General features: G+C 68.2%; 14 protein-coding genes. 11 read left to right on the forward strand and 3 right to left on the reverse strand.

Going from position 1 to position 17,915, the window contains the following annotated elements; genetic code table 11:
* Nucleotide 1 precedes the first annotated feature (1 nt).
* From gspD to PO605_RS17295, 9 genes are all read left to right on the forward strand, one after another.
* A complete protein-coding gene (gene gspD / locus PO605_RS17255; RefSeq protein WP_272206668.1) occupies nt 2-2,368 on the forward strand; it encodes a type II secretion system secretin GspD in 2,367 nt (788 codons plus the stop codon).
* 14 nt (nt 2,369-2,382) lie between these two features.
* The gene (locus tag PO605_RS17260) at nt 2,383-3,744 is read left to right on the forward strand and encodes a GspE/PulE family protein (protein WP_016448738.1); all 1,362 of its coding nucleotides are present in this window, start codon (nt 2,383-2,385) and stop codon (nt 3,742-3,744) included.
* 63 nt (nt 3,745-3,807) lie between these two features.
* Nucleotides 3,808-4,092 carry a hypothetical protein gene (locus tag PO605_RS17265; RefSeq protein WP_223275171.1) on the forward strand — a complete coding sequence of 95 codons (285 nt, stop codon included), beginning with the start codon at nt 3,808-3,810 and terminating at the stop codon, nt 4,090-4,092.
* An 85-nt stretch (nt 4,093-4,177) separates the two neighbouring features.
* Nucleotides 4,178-5,179 (forward strand): LLM class flavin-dependent oxidoreductase, encoded by a 1,002-nt coding sequence (locus PO605_RS17270; RefSeq protein WP_016448739.1) that lies wholly within the window; start codon nt 4,178-4,180, stop codon nt 5,177-5,179.
* 4 nt (nt 5,180-5,183) lie between these two features.
* Complete coding sequence (locus tag PO605_RS17275) at nt 5,184-5,873, forward strand: helix-turn-helix transcriptional regulator (protein WP_047470798.1); 690 nt, start codon at nt 5,184-5,186, stop codon at nt 5,871-5,873.
* 88 nt (nt 5,874-5,961) lie between these two features.
* Nucleotides 5,962-6,606, forward strand: coding sequence for a glutathione S-transferase family protein (locus PO605_RS17280; RefSeq protein WP_016448741.1), 645 nt, complete (start codon nt 5,962-5,964; stop codon nt 6,604-6,606).
* A gap of 142 nt (nt 6,607-6,748) precedes the next feature.
* Complete coding sequence (gene gspF, locus PO605_RS17285) at nt 6,749-7,975, forward strand: type II secretion system inner membrane protein GspF (protein ID WP_272206669.1); 1,227 nt, start codon at nt 6,749-6,751, stop codon at nt 7,973-7,975.
* 16 nt (nt 7,976-7,991) lie between these two features.
* Entirely contained in the window at nt 7,992-8,912 is a 921-nt protein-coding gene (locus PO605_RS17290; protein WP_016448743.1) for a 5'-nucleotidase, read from the forward strand.
* Between the two features lie 62 nt (nt 8,913-8,974).
* The gene (locus tag PO605_RS17295) at nt 8,975-9,448 is read left to right on the forward strand and encodes an EF-hand domain-containing protein (RefSeq protein ID WP_047470800.1); all 474 of its coding nucleotides are present in this window, start codon (nt 8,975-8,977) and stop codon (nt 9,446-9,448) included.
* 24 nt (nt 9,449-9,472) lie between these two features.
* Here PO605_RS17295 and PO605_RS17300 read toward each other — a convergent pair whose 3' ends face one another.
* The 3 genes from PO605_RS17300 to PO605_RS17310 all read right to left on the reverse strand — a co-directional run bounded on the left by PO605_RS17300 (nt 9,473) and on the right by PO605_RS17310 (nt 12,864).
* The gene (locus PO605_RS17300) at nt 9,473-9,907 is read right to left on the reverse strand and encodes a hypothetical protein (RefSeq protein ID WP_016450864.1); all 435 of its coding nucleotides are present in this window, start codon (nt 9,905-9,907) and stop codon (nt 9,473-9,475) included.
* Between the two features lie 155 nt (nt 9,908-10,062).
* Complete coding sequence (locus PO605_RS17305; protein ID WP_016448746.1) at nt 10,063-10,566, reverse strand: cyanophycin metabolism-associated DUF1854 family protein; 504 nt, start codon at nt 10,564-10,566, stop codon at nt 10,063-10,065.
* Between the two features lie 3 nt (nt 10,567-10,569).
* Nucleotides 10,570-12,864, reverse strand: a complete 2,295-nt coding sequence (locus PO605_RS17310; RefSeq protein WP_047470803.1) for a cyanophycin metabolism-associated ABC transporter — start codon at nt 12,862-12,864, stop codon at nt 10,570-10,572.
* 218 nt (nt 12,865-13,082) lie between these two features.
* Between PO605_RS17310 and PO605_RS17315 the strand changes: the two genes are divergently transcribed.
* Nucleotides 13,083-15,275, forward strand: a complete 2,193-nt coding sequence (locus tag PO605_RS17315; RefSeq protein ID WP_047470808.1) for a cyanophycin synthetase — start codon at nt 13,083-13,085, stop codon at nt 15,273-15,275.
* 66 nt (nt 15,276-15,341) lie between these two features.
* The gene (gene cphA, locus PO605_RS17320; RefSeq protein ID WP_047470805.1) at nt 15,342-17,915 is read left to right on the forward strand and encodes a cyanophycin synthetase; all 2,574 of its coding nucleotides are present in this window, start codon (nt 15,342-15,344) and stop codon (nt 17,913-17,915) included.

Here is a 17,915-nt window from a genome sequence, read left to right on the forward strand (position 1 = left end):
CATGACTCAGCAGCACACGACCCCGTTCTGGCGCAACACCCTGCACACGCTGGCCGTCAGCGCCATGCTGGCCTGCACCGCTGGCACCGCCCAGGCCCAGCAGACCAATGCACCGGCCGGCGCCACGCCCAGCCTGCGTCCGGGCGAGCCTGTGACGCTGAATTTCTCGGGTGCAGACATCGAGGCCGTCTCGCGTGCCATCGGCGCCATCACCAACCGCAACGTGGTGGTCGACCCCCGCGTCAAGGGCCAGATCACGCTGCTGACCGACAAGCCCGTGCCGCCCGCCACCGCCTACCAGCAGTTCCTGGCCGCGTTGCGCCTGCAGGGCTTCACCATCGTTGAATCGGCCGGCCTGTACAAAGTCATCCCCGAAGCCGACGCCAAGCTGCAGGCCAGCGAAGTGGCCGTGGGCGCGGGCCGCAGCAGCACCGGCAGCCAGATCGTCACCCAGATCTTCAAGCTCAACTACGAGAACGCGGCCAACCTGGTGCCCGTACTGCGCCCCCTGATCAGCCCCAACAACACCATCAACGTCAACCCGGGCAACAACTCGCTGGTCATCACCGACTACGCAGACAACCTGCAGCGCATCTCGCGCATCGTGGCGACCATGGATGTGTCCAACGCCACCGATGTCGAAATCATTCCGCTGCGCCATGCCGTGGCCACCGACATGGTGGCCCTGGTCTCGCGCCTGATCGAAGGCGGCACGGCCAGCCCCGGCGGCCTCACCGTGACCGCAGGCGGCGCCAATATTCCGGGCCAGAGCGACAACGCCTTCAAGACCTCGCTGATGGCCGAGCCGCGCAGCAACTCCATCGTGCTGCGCGCAGCCAACCCGGCACGCCTGGCCCAGGTGCGCTCGCTGATCGCGCGGCTGGACCAGCCCGCCATGAACGGCGGCGGCGACCAGGGCAACATCCACGTGGTCTATCTCAAGAACGCCGACGCCGTGGCGCTGGCCGCCACCTTGCGCGCCGCCATCGGCGCCCAGGCCACGGCCGCCGGCACGGCCAGCGGCCAGCCCGGTGCGGGCGGCACCCTGCCGCAGGGCGGCGGCATGTCCTCCATCCCCACCTCGCAGCCCGTGGTCTCGCGCGACTCCAGCGGCACGGCATCCATGGGCATGGGCTCGTCCTCGGGCCTGGGCAGCGGCGGCGGGGGCGGCGCGCTGGGCGTGGCCCAGCAGCCCTCCACGGGCGGCATGATCCAGGCCGATCCTTCGACCAACTCGCTGATCATCACGGCACCGCCGCCCGTCTACCGCCAACTGCGCGCCGTGATCGACAAGCTCGACGGCCGCCGCGCCCAGGTGCTGATCGAAAGCCTGATCGTCGAAATCAAGGACAACCGGCTGGCCCAGTTCGGCATCCAGTGGCAGGCCATGCTCAGCAACAACGGCCGCGTGATCGGCACCCTGGGCACGAACTCCAATGTGGCGGGCGCCAACATCCTGAACCTGCTCGGCCTGGTCAAGGATGGAGGCCTCGACGGCAGCGCCATCACGGGCGACACGCTGACCAGCCTGAGGGGCACCAACCTCGGCTTCACGCAGCGCGTCAACGGCAAGGACACGCTGGGCTTTCTGGCCAACTTCCTGCAAAACAGCGGTGACGCCAACATCCTGTCCACGCCCAACCTGATGACGCTGGACAACGAGGAGGCGCGCATCATCGTAGGCCAGAACGTGCCCATGGTCACGGGCTCGTACGCCAGCAACTCCACGGGCGGCACGGTCAACCCCTTCACCACGGTGGAGCGCAAGGACGTGGGTCTGATGCTGCGCGTGCGCCCGCAGATCAACGAGAACGGCACGGTGAAGCTGGCCGTGTTCCAGGAAGTCTCCTCGGTGGACGAGTCCACCCGCAAGGACACCAACGGCCTGACCACCAACAAGCGCTCCATCGAGTCCAACGTGCTGGTCGAGGACGGCAACATCGTCGTGCTCGGCGGCCTGATCGACGACAACTACTCCCAGGCCGAGGACCGGGTGCCTCTGCTGGGCGACATCCCCGTGGTCGGCAACCTGTTCCGCAACACCAACCGCAAGCGCAACAAGACCAACCTGATGGTCTTCCTGCGCCCCGTGGTGATGCGCGATGCGACTGCGACCAACCAGGTCTCTTCCGAGCGCTACGAAGCCATTCGCGCGCAGCAACAGAGCCTGCAGCCCGAGCCCAGCGCCCTGCTGCGCTCGGTCAATGCCGCGCCCGTGCTGCCCACGCTGACGCCGCAGCCGGACCCCGGCTCGTTCACCAACCCGGCCGCCATCGTCAACGTGCCGGGCGCCAGGCCCGAGCTGATCGACTTCACCCAGCCGCAGCCCGCCGCTCCCGCCGTGCCGGCAGCCCCCGGCGCGCTCTGAGGCAGGAAGGCCCCATGCGCTATCCCCTGCCCTATGCGTTTGCGCGCACCAGCCAGCTGCTGATCGAGGACGACGGCCACGAGCCCCTGCTCTGGCACGGCCCCTCGCCGGACTGGCAGGCCCTGTCCGAAGTCCAGCGCAGGCATGCGGTGCAGCGCTGGCAGATGCTGGACGCGGGCACGCTGGCCCACCGCATCAGCGCCGCCTATTCGCAGGGCGAGTCCAGCGCGGCCCTGGTGGTCAGCGAGGTCGAGTCCGACGCCGACCTCTCGCGCATGATGCAGGAGCTGCCTGCGGTCGAGGACCTGCTGGAGACGGCCGACGACGCGCCCATCATCCGCATGCTCAACGCCCTGCTCACGCAGGCCGCGCGCGACGGTGCCAGCGACATCCACATCGAGCCCTACGAGCGCCATTCCAGCGTGCGCTTTCGCGTGGACGGCGACCTGCGCGAAGTCGTGCAGCCCAACCGCGCACTGCATGCAGCGCTGATCTCGCGACTGAAGATCATGGCCGACCTGGACATCGCCGAAAAGCGCCTGCCCCAGGACGGCCGCATCAGCCTGCGCCTGGGCACGCGCGCCATCGACGTGCGCGTCTCCACCCTGCCCAGCGCCCACGGCGAGCGCGCCGTGCTGCGCCTGCTGGACAAGAGCGAGAGCAAGCTCAGCCTGGAGGCCGTGGGCATGCAGGGCGAGACGCTGAGGCGATTCACCCACCTGACGGCCCAGCCGCACGGCATCGTGCTGGTCACCGGCCCCACGGGCTCGGGCAAGACCACCACGCTGTATGCGGCACTGTCGCGCATGGACGCCAGCCACAGCAACATCATGACGGTGGAGGACCCCATCGAGTACGAGCTGGCCGGCGTGGGGCAGACCCAGGTCAACGCCAAGATCGACCTGACCTTCGCCAAGGCCCTGCGCGCCATCCTGCGCCAGGACCCGGATGTGATCATGATCGGCGAAATCCGCGACTTCGAGACCGCGCAGATCGCCATCCAGGCCTCGCTGACCGGCCACCTGGTGCTGGCCACGCTGCACACCAACGATGCCTCCAGCGCCGTCACGCGCCTGATCGACATGGGGGTGGAACCCTTCCTGCTGTCGTCCTCCCTGCTGGGTGTGCTGGCCCAGCGCCTGGTGCGCAAGATCGACACCACCGAGCCCAGCGGCTACCGGGGGCGCACCGGCATCTTCGAGATGCTGGTGGTGGACGACACCATCCGCGCGCAGATCCACCGCCAGGCCAGCGAGGCCGAGATCCGCGACACCGCGCTGGCCGCGGGCATGCGCCTGATGCGCGACGATGGCGAGCGCCTGGTGCGCGAGGGCATCACCACGCCCGAGGAAGTGCTGCGCGTCACGCGCGACTAGGCGCAGGCGACCACGCCCGACCCTGCGCAGCACGGGGCATCCCTGTTTGCCACAATGGTCGGCATGTTGGAATCCCTACGCGCCTGGAGCGCTCCCTATGGCGGCGACCTGTTCCTGTGGGTCGCCACGCTGAGCCTGATCAGCTACATCGCCCTGTGGTGGTTCAAGTCCCGCCTGTCCACCAGCCAGCTGCGCCGCGTCATCCGCCTGTCGGCGCTGGTGGCGCTGCCGCTGTCCTGGCTGGCCATCCAGCAGGGCGAGAACCATCTGGCGGCAGCCATCCTCCCCCTGGTCTGGTGCGTGGTGCTGGGCATCACCTGCGCGCGGGAAATGTCCAGAAGAAACTGAGTGCGCGGACGCGCACCAGGAATGCCCTGGCGCGGCAAGGCCCGCGCCGCCCCCACCCACCGTGAACTGGAAGTTGGAACCTGCCATGACATCATTCAATGAAGTCCGTCTGTCCATGCTCGACCTCGTGGCCGTGCGCGAAGGCGGCACCGTCGCCGAGGCCCTGGACATCGCGCTGGCCACGGCCCGCAAGGCCGAGGCACTGGGATTCGAGCGCTACTGGCTGGCCGAGCACCACAACATGCCCGGCATCGCCAGCTCGGCCACGGCCGTGCTGATCGGCCACATTGCAGGCGGCACCTCGAAGATCCGCGTGGGCTCGGGCGGCATCATGCTGCCCAACCATGCCCCGCTGGTGGTGGCCGAAGCCTTCGGCACGCTGGCCGAGCTGTACCCGGGCCGCATCGACCTGGGCCTGGGCCGTGCGCCCGGCACCGATGGCGCCACCATGCGCGCACTGCGCCGCGACCGCGTCGAGACCGAGGAAGACTTCCCGCGCGACGTGATGGAGCTGCAACGCCTGCTGGCCCCGGCCACGCCGGATCAAAAGCTGGTGGCCACGCCCGGCGCGGGCACCAACGTGCCGATCTGGCTGCTGGGCTCCAGCCTGTTCTCGGCCCAGCTCGCAGCCCATCTGGGCCTGCCCTACGCCTTTGCCTCGCACTTCGCGCCGCGCATGCTCTACCAGGCCGTACAGCTGTACCGCAGCCTGTTCAAGCCGTCGGCCCAACTGGCCAAGCCCTACGTGATCGTCGGCGCACCCGTGATCGCCGCGCCCACCGATGACGAGGCCGAGTACCTGGCCAGCAGCACCTACCAGCGCGTGCTGGGCATCATCACGGGCCGGCGCGGACTGCTGCCGCGCCCCATCGAGAACTACGCGGCCCAGCTCGGCGAGCAGGAGCGCCGCGCCATCGGCGACTTCCTGGCCGTGGCCTCCATCGGCGGCCCGGACAAGGTGCGCACGCGCCTGCAGAAGCTGCAGGCCGACACCGAGGCCGACGAGCTGATCCTGGTCAGCGACGTGTATGACCGCGACCTGCGCCTGCGCTCGCTGGAGATCACGGCCGGCGTCATGGGCCGCTGAAGGCATGAGCCGCTCCGCCCGGCTGCTGCAGCTGATCGACCTGCTGCGCCGCGCGCGCCTGCCCCAGGCCGGGCCGGCGCTGGCCCGGCAGCTGGACGTGAGCCTGCGCACCCTCTACCGTGACATCGCCACCCTGCGCGAACAGGGTGCCGCGATTGCGGGCGACCCGGGCGTGGGCTACGAGATGCGGCCCGGCTTTCTGCTGCCGCCGCTGATGTTCACGCCCGATGAGCTGGAAGCCCTGCTGCTGGGCGCGCGCTGGGCCAGCCGCCAGGCCGACCCCGAGCTCGCCCAGGCCGCCACCGCCGCGCTGGACCGCATACGCAGCGCGCTGCCGCTGGAGCTGCGCATCGAGGTGGACACCAGCGGCCTGCTGGTGCCGCCCATCTGCCACGAATCCGTGACCGAGCCCTGGCAGACCGCGCTGCGCCTGGCGATACGGCGCCAGCACCGGGTGCTGCTGCACTACACGGATGAGAAGGGCCAGCCGACCGAGCGCCGGATCTGGCCTTTTGCCATGGCTTTCTTCGATCAGCGGCGCATTCTTGCGGCCTGGTGCGAACTGCGCCAGGACTTCCGCCATTTCCGCGCCGACCGCGTGCGCTCCGTCACCGATCTGCAGGAACGCTATCCCGACCACCGCAGCGGCCTGATCGAACGCTGGTCGCGGCAACTGGGCTACACGGTCCGCTGACACCACTGCTGACAAAAACTGTCAGCATGGCCTCCTACAGTCGCTCCCATGGCCTTCTCGCCATGCATTCAAACCACTGGGAGCCTTCATGAACGACTCGATCAAGCCTCTGCGCTTTTACTTCCACCCCCGCTCGCGCGCCGTCATCGCGCGCTGGATGCTGGAGGAATGCGGCGCCCGCTATGAGCCCGTGCGGCTGGAATTCGGCAGCACCATGAAGGCTGCCGACTACCTGGCCATCAACCCCATGGGCAAGGTCCCCGCCCTGGTGCATGGCGAGACCGTGATCACCGAACAGGCCGCCATCCTTGCCTATCTGGCCGACATCTTCCCCGAACGAAGGCTCGCGCCGGCCGTGGACAGCCCGCTGCGCGGCGTCTACCACCGCTGGATGTTCTTCCTGGCCGGCCCTGTCGACGCGTTGATGACAGCCAAGAGCCAGGGCCACCTGGAGCAGCAGACGGCCGACCAGGCCATGTCCGCCGGCTATGGCCGCTATGACGACGTGGTGCAGACGCTGCGCCAGGCCGTGGCCGGCAGGCGCTACCTGTGCGGCGACCAGTTCACCGCGGCCGACGTGCTCATGGCCAGCTACCTGCGCTGGGGGACGATGATGAAGCTGCTGCCCGCGCTGCCCGAGTTCAGCGACTACGGCCAGCCGCTGATGGAACGCCCGGCCTCGCTGCGCTCCATCCAGCTCAACGAAGCGGACCTGGCCGCCCAGCCGGCATAGGCACCTCCGGGACCTGGGGACGAGGCCCGAGACGGCCTCGCCATCCAGCCGTCACCGGCAGCGGCTACCATCGGGGGTTGGATCGCCGCCTGGCGTTTCCTGAACGCCATCCTTCCCCAGCCCCTCCCGACTCCCGCCGCGCATGCCTGCCTTTTCCTTCGAAGCCCTGGATGCCCAAGGTCAGACCCGCAAGGGCACGATCGAAGCCGACAACGCGCGCGCTGCGCGCAGCCAGCTGCGCGCCCAGGCCCTGGTGCCCATGGCCGTGGAGATCGTGGCCTCGGGGTCGGCGTCCGGCCCGCAGGGTGGCCCCTCGCGCTGGCTGACCCGCCCCGTCCTTGGCTCCACAGGGCTCACCGTGTGGACGCGCCAGATGGCGGGGCTGGTCGGATCAGGCCTGCCCATAGAGCGCGCACTGGCCGCGCTGTCCGAAGAAGCCGACGACCCGCGCCAGCACCACCTGGTGGCCGCGCTGCGCGCCGAGGTCAACGCAGGCTCCACCTTTGCCCGCGCACTGGCCCAGCACCCGCGCGAATTCTCCGACATCTACTGCGCCGTGATCGGCGCCGGCGAGGCCAGCGGCAGCCTGGGCCCGGTGCTGGAGCGGCTGGCCGACGACCTGGAATCGCGCCAGGCCCTGCAGTCCAAGCTCATTGGCGCAGCCCTGTACCCGGCCATCGTGACCCTGGTGGCCATCGTCATCGTGCTGTTCCTGGTCAGCTACGTGGTGCCCCAGGTGGCCAGCGTGTTCGCGGGCACCAAGCGCGCCCTGCCCTGGCTCACCGTGGCCATGCTGGCGCTCAGCGACTTTGTGCGCAGCTATGGCTGGGCCGCGCTGATCGCCCTGGTGCTGGGCGCCGTGGGATTCCGGCTGTCCATGAAGAACCCCGTGCTGCGCGAGCGCTTCGACGCTTGGTGGCTGCGCCTGCCGCTGATCGGCCGGCTGGCGCGCAACTACAACGCGGCACGCTTTGCCGGCACGCTGGCCATGCTGGCGGGCGCAGGCGTGCCCATTCTCAAGGCCTTGCAGGCCGCCGCCGAAACGCTGGGCAACCGCGCGCTGCGCGCCGATGCCATGGACGCGCTGGCCCTGGTGCGCGAGGGCGCGCCGCTGGCCTCGGCCCTGGCGCAGAAAAAGCGCTTCCCGGGCCTGATCTCCATGTTTGCCCGCCTGGGCGAGCAGACCGGCCAGCTGCCCGTGATGCTGCAGCGCGCGGCCAACCAGCTGTCCACCGAGGTGCAGCGCCGCGCCATGCACCTGGCCACCATCCTGGAGCCGCTGCTGATCGTGGCCATGGGCATGGTCGTGGCCCTGATCGTGCTGGCCGTGCTCATGCCCATCATCCAGCTCAACCAATTCGTCAAATAGCGACAAGCGCCAAGCCATGCCCGTGACCCTGCAAGACAAGCTGGTCGTTGCCATCTCATCGCGCGCACTGTTCGACTTCGAGGAAGAGAACCGGCTGTTCGATGCGGGCGACGAGCAGGCCTACATGCGCCGCCAGCTGTACCTGGTGCACCAGCCGGCACGCCCGGGCATCGCCTTCCCGCTGGTGCGCAAGCTGCTGGCCTTCAATACGCCTGAAGTGCAGCGCGTGGAGGTGATGATGCTCTCGCGCAACGACCCGGCCAGCGGCATGCGCGTGTTCGCCTCGGCCAAGGCGGCCGACATGCACATAGAGCGCGGCGTGTTCACGCGCGGGCGCGATCCGTTTTCCTACCTGCGGCCGCTGGGCGCCCACCTGTTCCTCTCGGCCAACGAGGTCGATGTGCGCAAGGCCCTGTCCATCGGCTTTCCCGCGGCGCGCGTGATGGTCGACTCCACGCCCGCAGGCGACCGCTACCCGCAGGAAGTGCGCATTGCCTTCGACGGCGATGCCGTGCTGTTCTCCGACGAGGCCGAGCGCATCTACCAGCAAGGCGGGCTGCCGGCCTTTCTGCGCCATGAGGTATCCCATGCCGCCACGCCCCTGGGAGAAGGGCCGTTCAAACCCCTGCTGCAAGCCCTTCACCGGCTTCAGCAGCAGGCGGACTCGTCCCAGACCATGCGCATTCGCACGGCCCTGGTGACGGCGCGCAGTGCGCCGGCGCACGAGCGCGCCATCCGCACATTGCTCGATTGGGGAATCACCGTGGACGAGGCCATGTTCCTCGGCGGCCTGGAAAAAGGCCCCTTCCTGCGCGAGTTCGAGCCGGATTTCTTCTTCGACGACCAATCGGGCCATGTCAGCTCGGCGGCCCGCCATGTGCCCGCAGGCCATGTGAACAGCGGCGTCTCCAATCCGGACGCCGATCCGCTGAAGTAAACAATTGCAAAGGGCGCACAGCCCTGGCTTGCAGACACCGGTTCCATGCCCAAATAGGTGCCATGCATTTTCCCCTCATGAACCGCTCCGCCCTGCTGCGCCGGCCGCCTGTGCTGCAGGCCGCCGCTGCCGTCCTGCTGACCAGCGCCTTCATGCTGCCCGCCGCGCGCGCGCAGGCGACCGAGACGGCCGACAAGGCGTCCACCGGACAGGCCTCGGCCAGCCCGGCGCCATTGACCAAGGGGGAAATCAAGGCCCAGCGCGAATTCAAGATGCTGGACTTCAACAAGGACGGCAAGCTCAGCCGCACCGAAGTGGCGCTGTTCCCGCGCCTGGCGGCGGCCTTCGACGAGGCCGACACTGACAAGGACGGCTACGTCTCCTATGCGGAGGTGCAGGCTTTTGCCGTCAAGTACCGCGCCGAGCGCGACAAGGCGAAGGCCAAGGCGCAGGCCGAAGAGGCAAAGGCCGCCGAGCATGCCGCAGCCGTGTCCGCTGCCAGGGACACGAAGGAAGGCGAAGGCTCAAAGGACTGAGCCTGCGCATTCAGCCACTGACACTCAAAGTCCGCCGGTACGCTTGACCTTGGGTTCCGAATAGGTCAACGGCTCCTCGCGCACCTGCAGCTTGTTGCGGGCCACGTCATCGGCCTTGCTGACCTCCTGGGCCTGCTCCACGGCCATGGCGCTGGCGCGCCACATGGACTGGATGAACTCGATGAGCTGCTTGGAAATCGGCTCCTTGGGCGGCTCCTCGACCTCTTCCTTCTGCTTGATCTCCTCGGCCAGCGTCCAGTCGCGGTTTTCCTGGTCCACCACGGACGGTTTTTCAGGATCGCGAATCACACGGCCTTCTCCGATGCGGTCCGTGGATTCGACAGGATTGGCAGCGTTCACGGGACGCACGGGCACCGCGCCCGACGCGCCGGTGGAGTACAGATCGGCGCTTTGCGGGCGCCACGGTATGGGCGATCGGTCAACAGGTGGAATTGGCATGGCTCGACCCTCTTGCTGGATGTGTGCTGTGGGCGGGAATTTCCCGCCGTCGCCTCATCATCGACAGAACCTGAAAGAACTGAAGCGCTTTTTTTGAAAGACGCCCAGGCCTGCCTCAAACCAAGGGTAAACCCTTAAACCACCCTGACCAGGCGCTAGAGGAAACGCTCCAGCATCTTGCGCGAGGCACGGTCCAGCGCCGTGCTGTCGGGCACGCTGAACTGCACGCCGTCCTGGCTGGTGATCATCAGGTGCGTGCGGCCCGACAGGCGGCGGATATCCTCCTCGGCCTTGAGCACGAGCTGCGCGGGACCGCGGTCGGTCTCCAGGTCCCAGGTGCTGGGCGTGGAATAGCTGGACACCTTGCGGATGCGCTGGATGACGGGCACGAACTCGCGCACGGCCAGATCCTGCTCGATCAGCGTGCGGGCCTGCGCGGGCAGGTGGTCCATGTGGTCCACCCACAGCGCCTCCTTGCCATCGGCACAGACCAGGGACAGGCCTTGCAGCGGCGCGGCAATCGGAAAGGCGCGCACGGGCACCACGGATTCATGGCGCGTGCCGTCGGCCAGGATCAGCACCAGGCGGCCATGGGCGTTGCGCTCCACGCGTACGCGGCTCAGATCGGCGCCGGCGGCGCAATGTTGGGCAGTGGACATGGCTTATTCCTCGATGGTGGTTGCGACCAGGGTCAGGCCTGCGGCCTGGGCATCCTCTTCGGCGCGCCGCGCCTGGGCCTGGTACAGGCGCCAGTAGGCGCCCTGCTTTTCCATCAGTTCGTCGTGCGGCCCCACTTCCACGATCTCGCCCCGGTCCATGACCACGAGGCGGTCTGCCTTGCGCAGCGTGGACAGACGGTGGGCGATGGCAATCGTCGTGCGGCCCTGCACCAGATTGTCCAGCGCCTTCTGGATTTCCTTCTCGGTCTCGGTGTCCACGGCAGAAGTGGCCTCGTCCAGGATCAGGATGCGCGGGTCGATCAGCAGTGCGCGCGCAATGGAGATGCGCTGGCGCTCGCCGCCGGACAGGCCCTGGCCGCGTTCGCCGACCAGGGAGTCATAGCCATGCGGCAGGCGCAGGATGAATTCATGGGCATGGGCCGCACGCGCGGCCGCCACGATTTCCTCGCGCGTGGCGTCGGGCTTGCCGTAGGCGATGTTCTCGGCAATGGTGCCGAAGAACAGGAAGGGCTCCTGCAGCACCAGGCCGATGTTGCTGCGGAAGTCCGACACCTTGAGCCGGCGGATATCCACGCCGTCGAGCTGGATGGAGCCTTCGCTCACGTCGTAGAAGCGGCTGATCAGGTTGACCAGGGTGCTCTTGCCCGAGCCGCTGTGGCCGACCAGGCCGATCATTTCACCCGGGCGAATCTGCAGATCCAGGTTCTTGATGACGGCGCGGCTGCCGTAGCGGAAGGTCAGGTTGTCCAGCGTGATGGCACCCTGCACGCGCGGCAGCTTGACCGGGTTGACCGGGTCGGGCACGTTGCTCACGTGGTCCAGGATGTCGAAGATGCGCTTGGCGCCGGCTGCCGCCTTCTGTGTGACCGAGACGATGCGGCTCATCGAATCCAGGCGGCTGTAGAAGCGGCCGATGTAGGCGATGAAGGCCGTCAGAATACCGACCGTGATCTGGCCGCCCGCCACCAGCCAGATGCCGAAGCCCCAGACCACCAGCAGGCCGATCTCGGTCAGCAGCGTCACCGTGGGCGTGAACAGCGACCAGGTCTTGTTGACCTTGTCGTTGGCCTGCAGGTTGACCAGATTGGCCTGGGCGAAGCGGTCGGCCTCGCGCTTTTCCTGGGCGAAGGCCTTGACCACACGGATGCCGGGAATGGTGTCGGCCAGCACATTGGTCACCTCGGACCAGACGCGGTCGATCTTCTCGAAGCCCGTGCGCAGGCGGTCACGCACCAGGTGGATCATCCAGGCGATGAAGGGCAGCGGCACCAGGGTGACCAGGGCCAGCCACGGATTGATGGAGAACAGGATGACCGAGGTCATCACGATCATCAGCACATCGGTGGCGAAATCCAGCGCGTTCAAGGATAGAAACAAATTGATGCGATCTGTTTCCGCCCCGATGCGCGCCATCAGGTCGCCCGTGCGTTTGCTGCCGTAGTAGTCCAGCGACAGCGTCAGCAGGTGGTTGTAGGTGGTCGTGCGCAGGTCCGAGCCAATGCGCTCGGAGACCTTGGCCAGCACGAAGGTGCGCGCCCAGCCCAGGCCCCAGGCCACCAGGGCCGCAGCCAGCAGGCCGCTCAGGTAGAAGACCATCAGGCTGCTGTCGATCTGCTGCCCGTTCTGGAACGGGATCAGGATCTTGTCCACGATGGGAATGGTCAGATAGGGCGCCACCAGGGTGGCGCCTGTGGAGGCCAGGGTCAGCAAAAAGCCCAGCAGCAGCTGATGCCGGTAGGGATGGGCAAAGCGCCACAGGCGCAGCAGCACCCAGGTGGAGGTCTGCGGACCCTGCTGGCGCGCGCAGGCCGGGCATTCGTCGGCCTCGGGCGGCAGCTCGGTCTGGCAGGCCGGGCAGCGGGGCACATCGTCCTCGGGCCCGTCGAAGTCCTCGCCACGCGCCATGCGCTCACGCTGGTGATCGAACTGTTGCAGCAGGCGCAATACGCCCGCCTGGTGGCGCAGGGTGAAGCGCCACAGCGCCAGCCGAGCCGCAGGACCATGCAATTCGAGGTTGCCCACGCCGCCGTGGTCCAGCGTACGCAAATTCTGATCGACCGAGAGTATCCACTCACTCCATCGCTGATCCTCAGGATCACAGGCGATGAGGCGCTGGTTGGTCAGGACAACCCAGCCTTCGCCGAAGCGCATATCCAGGGTCAGGTCAACCGTGGCGAGGGCCAGCACGTTTTCATTGGAAGCGAGCCTGGCTCGCAGCTCAGCCCCGCGGGGGCTGGCAAGGAAGGCCGAAACGTCCACAGAATGGTGTTCTTGCATGTTGAGTTGTTTTTCCCGCCCCTGGCGGCTCCTGGTGTCATGCGGGCAACCGCAGCTCCCCGGTGGATATCCCGCGCGTTGCACGGCATACCCTGCTCAACGCGCCAACCCTGGTTTAGGCTGACAAAACTGCGCATGGGTTTTCTGGGCGCACAATCCTCTCCCATTCTCCGGCGATCCGAATCCGGGTCGTCGTTCACGCTTACCCGTTGACCGACATGGCGAAATTCAAAGACATCCAACTCTTGCGCACCACCTACCTGCGTGGACCCAGCGTCTGGACCTACCGTCCCGTGCTGGAGGTCTGGCTGGATCTGGGCGAGCTGGAGGACTATCCCTCGAACAAGCTTCCCGGTTTCAACGAGCGCCTGACGGCCTGGCTGCCCGACCTGGTCGAGCACCACTGCGGCGTGGGCGAGCGCGGCGGCTTCATCCAGCGCCTGGAAGGCGGCACATGGTGCGGCCACGTGCTGGAGCACATCATCATCGAGCTGCTGAACCTGGCGGGCATGCCTGCCGAGTTCGGCCAGACCCGCGAGATCTCGCAGCGCGGCGTGTACCGCATGGTCTTCCGCTGCCCCGAGGAAACCGTGGCGCGCACGGCCCTGGCCCATGGCCACAGGCTGATCATGGCCGCCATCAATGACGAGCCCTTCGACCTGAAGGCCGCCATCAAGGCCATCAAGACCGAGATCAACGACCGCTACCTGGGCCCGAGCACGGGCTGCATCGTCGATGCGGCCGGCGAGCGCCGCATCCCCCACATCCGCCTCAATGACGGCAACCTCGTGCAACTGGGCTATGGCGCCGCGCAGCGCCGCATCTGGACCGCCGAGAGCGACCAGACCAGCGCCATCGCCGAGGGCATTGCCCAGGACAAGGACTTCACCAAGCGCCTGCTGGCCGCCTGCGGCGTGCCCGTGCCCGAAGGCCAGATCGTCCACAGCCCCGAGGAAGCCTGGGAAGTGGCGCAGGACATCGGCTTTCCCGTCACCGTCAAGCCCTCGGACGGCAACCACGCACGCGGCGTGACGCTGGACCTGCGCGACGAGGCCGACATCAAGGCCGCCTTCGCGCTGGCCCAGCCCGAAGGCTCGGACGTCATCGTCGAACGCTTCATCGACGGCACCGAGCACCGCATCCTGGTGGTGGGCGGCAAGGTGGTTGCCGCCTGCCGTGGCGAGACCGTGAGCGTGGCCGGCAATGGCAAGTCCACGGTTCGCGAACTGGTCGCCGTGGTCAACCAGGACCCGCGCCGCGGCCCCGAGCAGGAATACCCGCTGGACTGGATCAACCTCGAAGCCCCGGCCGTGAAGCTGGAACTCAAGCGCCAGAACGTCACGCCCGACACCATTCCTGCCCAGGGCACCAGCGTGCTGCTGCAGCGCAACGGCAACATGGCCATCGACTGCACCGACGAAGTCCATCCCGAAGTGGCCTACATGGCCACGCTGGCCGCCAAGATCGTGGGCCTGGACATCGCGGGCATGGACATGATCCTGCAGGACGTCTCGCGCCCCATGAAGGAGCAGGGCGGCGCCATCCTCGAAGTCAACGCCGGCCCCGGCCTGCTGATGCACCTGAAGCCCACCAGCGGCGCGCCGCGCCCCGTGGGCATGGCCATCGCCGACCACCTGTTCCCGCGCACCGAAGAGGGCACGGGCGCCGGCCGCATCCCCCTGGTCGGCATTGCCGGCACGCGCAACAACGGTTTCACGGCCCGCCTGGTGGGCTGGCTGCTGCAGCTGTCGGGCAAGCTCACGGGCGTGGCCAGCAGCGAGGGCATGTTCCTGTCCAACCGCCAAACGCAGAAGACCAATACCGCCAACTGGGCCGGCGCCCACCGGCTGCTGACCAACCGCCTGGCCCAGGCCGCCGTCATCCAGACCACGGCCCGTTCCATCCTGGAGGAAGGCCTGGCCTACGACCGCTGCCTGGTCGGCGTGGTCACCGACATGGACGGCTTCGAGCAGTTGCCCGACCATGACGTGCACGAGCAGTCACAGATGACGCGCGTGATGCGCACCCAGATCGACGTGGTGCTGGACGAAGGCGCGGGCGTGCTCAATGCCGACATCGAACAGGTGGCCGACCTGGCCCGCCTGTGCGACGGCGAGGTGCTGTTCTATTCGATGCAGGCAGACAGCCCCGTGGTAGCGGCCCACCGTTGCGAGAGCGAAGGCCGTGCCGTCTTCGTGCGCGGCAACCAGGTGATCCTGGCCACGGGCGCCGCCGAGCGCGTGCTGGGAACGCTGGACGCGCTGAGCCTGCCCGGCGGCCTGCGCCCGGACACGCCGGCCCTGCTCGCTGCCATTGCCGCGGCGTGGTCCATGGACATTGCCCCCGACCTCATCGTCGCCGGCATCAAGACCTTCGACTACACGCCGGCCGCCGCAGCCACCGCCGCCTGAGCCCGACCACACGATGACATGCAGGCAGGCCCGGCGACGCGGGCCTGCCCTCCGAAAGAAGACACTATGCAGATCACCCGCATCCGAGCCCTGCGCGGCCCCAATCTCTGGACCCGCAGCACCGCCATCGAAGCCATCGTGCAATGCGAGCCCGGCGACTGTGACTACTCGGCCCTGGCAGGGTTCGAGGACCGGCTGCGCGCACGCTTTCCCAAGATCGGCACGCTGCAGCCGCACGGTGCCGACCAGCGCCTGTCGCTGGCCCATGTGCTGGAAGTGGCGGCCCTGTCGCTGCAGGCCCAGGCCGGCTGCCCCGTGACCTTCAGCCGCACGCACGAGACCGTGGAAGCCGGCACCTACCAGGTGGTGGTGGAGTACACCGAGGAATCCGTGGGCCGCCTGGCCATGGAACAGGCCGGTGCGCTGCTGCAGTCGGCACTGGCCGACACGCCCTTCGACGCCGACAAGGTGGTGGCCGAGCTGCGTGAACTCGACGAGGACGAGCGCATCGGCCCCTCCACAGGCTCCATCGTCGATGCGGCCGTGGCGCGCGGCATTCCCATCCGCCGCCTGACCTCGGGCTCGCTGGTACAGCTGGGCTGGGGCTCCAAGGCCCGCCGCATCCAGGCCGCCGAGCTGGACCAGACCAGCGCCGTGGCCGAATCCATCGCCCAGGACAAGGACCTGACCAAGCGCCTGCTGCACGCCGCCGGCGTGCCCGTGCCGCTGGGCCGCCCCGTCAAGGACGTGGAAGAAGCCTGGCTCGTGGCCCAGGAAGTGGGCCTGCCCGTGGTGGTCAAGCCCCAGGACGGCAACCAGGGCAAGGGCGTGGTGGTCAACATCACCACGCACGAGCAGCTCAAGGCCGCCTTTGCCACCGCCTCGGAATTCGGCGACGACATCATGGTCGAACGCTTCCTGCCGGGCCACGACTTCCGCCTGCTGGTGGTCGGCGGCCAGCTGGTGGCCGCTGCGCGCCGCGAGCCGCCCCAGGTGCTGGGCGACGGCCAGCACACCATCCGCGAACTGGTCGAGCTGGTCAACCAGGACCCGCGCCGCGGCTCGGGCCACGGCACGGCGCTGACCAAGATCCGCCTGGACGACATCGCCATCGCGCGCATCGCCACAGAAGGGCTCACGCCCGAATCCGTGCCGGCCCAGGGCCAGCGCGTGGTGCTGCGCAACAACGCCAACCTGTCCACGGGCGGCAGCGCCACCGATGTCACGGACGACGTGCACCCCGACATCGCCGCGCGCGCCGTCGAGGCCGCCCAGACCATCGGCCTGCACATCTGCGGCGTGGACGTGGTCTGCGAGACCATGCTGCGCCCGCTGGAGGAGCAAAACGGCGGCATCGTCGAAGTCAACGCCGCACCGGGCCTGCGCATGCACCTGGCGCCGTCCTTCGGCAAGCCCCGCAACGTGGGCGTGCCCATGGTCGATGAGCTGTTCGCACCCGGCCAGGACGGCCGCATCCCGCTGGTGGCCGTCACCGGCACCAATGGCAAGACAACGACCACGCGCCTGATCGCCCACCTGTTCACCTCGCATGGCTGGCGCACGGCCATGACGAACACGGACGGTGTCTACGTCAACGGCCGCCAGATCGACAGCGGCGACTGCTCGGGCCCGCGCAGCGCGCGCAACGCCCTGGCCCACCCCGAGACCGATGCAGCCGTGCTCGAATGCGCGCGCGGCGGCATCCTGCGCGAAGGGCTGGGCTTCGACCGCTGCCAGGTGGCCGTGGTCACCAACGTGGGCGCAGGCGACCACCTGGGCCTGAACTACATCACCACGGTGGAAGACGTGGCCGTGCTCAAGCGCGTCATCGTGCAGAACGTGGCCGCCGACGGCTATGCCGTGCTCAACGCCGCCGACCCGCTGGTGGCGGCCATGGCCTCCACCTCGCCGGGCAAGGTCATCTATTTCGCGGCCGATCGCCACCACCCCGTGATGGCCACGCACCGTGCCCAGGGCAACCGCGTGGTCTACGTGGACGGCGACAGCATCGTCGCGGCCGAAAGCTCGTGGCGCGAGACCATCGCCCTGCGCGAGATCCCCATCACGCGCAACGGCACCATCACCTTCCAGGTGGAGAACGTCATGGCCGCCATCGCCGCCGCCTGGGGCGTGGGCCTGCCGTGGCAGACCATCCGCCGCGGGCTGGCCGGCTTCGTCAACGACAGCGACAACGCCCCCGGACGCTTCAACGTCATGGACTACCGTGGCGCCACGCTGATCGCCGACTACGGCCACAACCCCGACGCCATCCGCGCCCTGGTGCAGGCCGTGGATGCCATGCCGGCCCAGCGCCGCAGCGTGGTCATCAGCGGCGCGGGCGACCGCCGCGACCAGGACATCACCGAGCAGACACAGATCCTGGGCCGCGCCTTCGACGACGTCATCCTCTACCAGGACGCCTGCCAGCGCGGCCGCGCCGACGGGGAAGTCCTGGCCCTGCTGCAGCAAGGCCTGCAAGGCGCACCGCGCACCGGCTACGTGACCCAGATCCAGGGTGAGTTCAACGCCATCGACCATGCGCTGGCGCGGCTGACGCCCGGCGACCTGTGCCTGGTGCTGGTGGATCAGGTCGAGGAAGCCCTCGAACACCTGCGCCGCCATGTGACGGGTGAGGCCTGA

It is taken from the genome of Delftia sp. DT-2 (genome assembly GCF_028401915.1).
Taxonomy (GTDB): Bacteria; Pseudomonadota; Gammaproteobacteria; order Burkholderiales; family Burkholderiaceae_C; genus Comamonas; species Comamonas tsuruhatensis.